The 846-nt window shown below is 62.6% G+C and carries 1 protein-coding gene; it reads right to left on the bottom strand.

Features of this window, described 5'->3' with window-relative positions; all coding sequences use genetic code 11:
• Positions 1–170: 170 nt before the first annotated feature.
• Positions 171–846, bottom strand: a 676-nt coding sequence (locus AC630_RS41990) for a UDP-glucose dehydrogenase family protein (RefSeq protein WP_143198766.1), incomplete at its 5' end; no start/stop codon positions are given.

The following is an 846-nucleotide window of genomic DNA, read 5'->3' as shown; positions in this document are numbered from 1 at the left end:
GGCAATCGAACGGACAGTTTCGCCGGCATCAGCCCGTGCCAGAGCGCGCTCGCGAATGTCTTCAACCGGAAACGTCGCGTCATCCATGCTGGCGTCCGTTCGCCAGCATGGAGTTTGAATCAGAAATTGCCCCATCTGGGAATCCAGATTCCGCTAAAAGACAACATGCTCTAGGCCTCGGACGATCGCCCGACGCTCTCATAGACGAAGCCGGCCGCGGCCATCTCTTCGGGGCGGTAGATGTTGCGGAGGTCGACGATAATCGGTTGCGTCATGGCGCTTTTGAGCCGGTCGAGATCGAGCGCGCGGAACTGCACCCATTCGGTGACAATGACGAGCGCATCGGCGCCTTGCGCGCAGGAATAGGCATCCTCGCAATAGGTGATGCTGGGCAGCTCACCCTTGGCCTGCTCCATGCCGACGGGATCATACGCGCGTACCTTGGCGCCCATGTCGAGCAGCCCCGTCACCAGCGGGATCGACGGCGCATCGCGCATGTCGTCGGTGTCGGGCTTGAAGGTGAGACCGAGCACCGCGATGGTCTTGCCGCGCAGGGAGCCGCCGAGCACGTGGCTGACCTTGCGCGCCATCGCGCGCTTGCGGTTTTCGTTGACCGCCAGCACGGATTCGACGATGCGCAAGCTCACGTCGTAGTCCTGCGCGATCTTGATCAGCGCCTTGGTGTCCTTCGGGAAGCACGAGCCGCCGAAGCCGGGACCGGCATGCAGGAATTTGGTGCCGATGCGGTTGTCGAGGCCGATGCCGCGCGCGACCTCCTGCACGTTGGCGCCGACTTTTTCGGAGAGATCGGCGATCTCGTTGATGAAGGTGATCTTGGTCGCGAGG

The organism is Bradyrhizobium sp. AS23.2, assembly GCF_001908185.1.
GTDB lineage: Bacteria > Pseudomonadota > Alphaproteobacteria > Rhizobiales > Xanthobacteraceae > Bradyrhizobium.
Note: the sequence above shows the minus strand (reverse complement) of the source record. Positions and strands in the feature narration are given on the sequence as shown.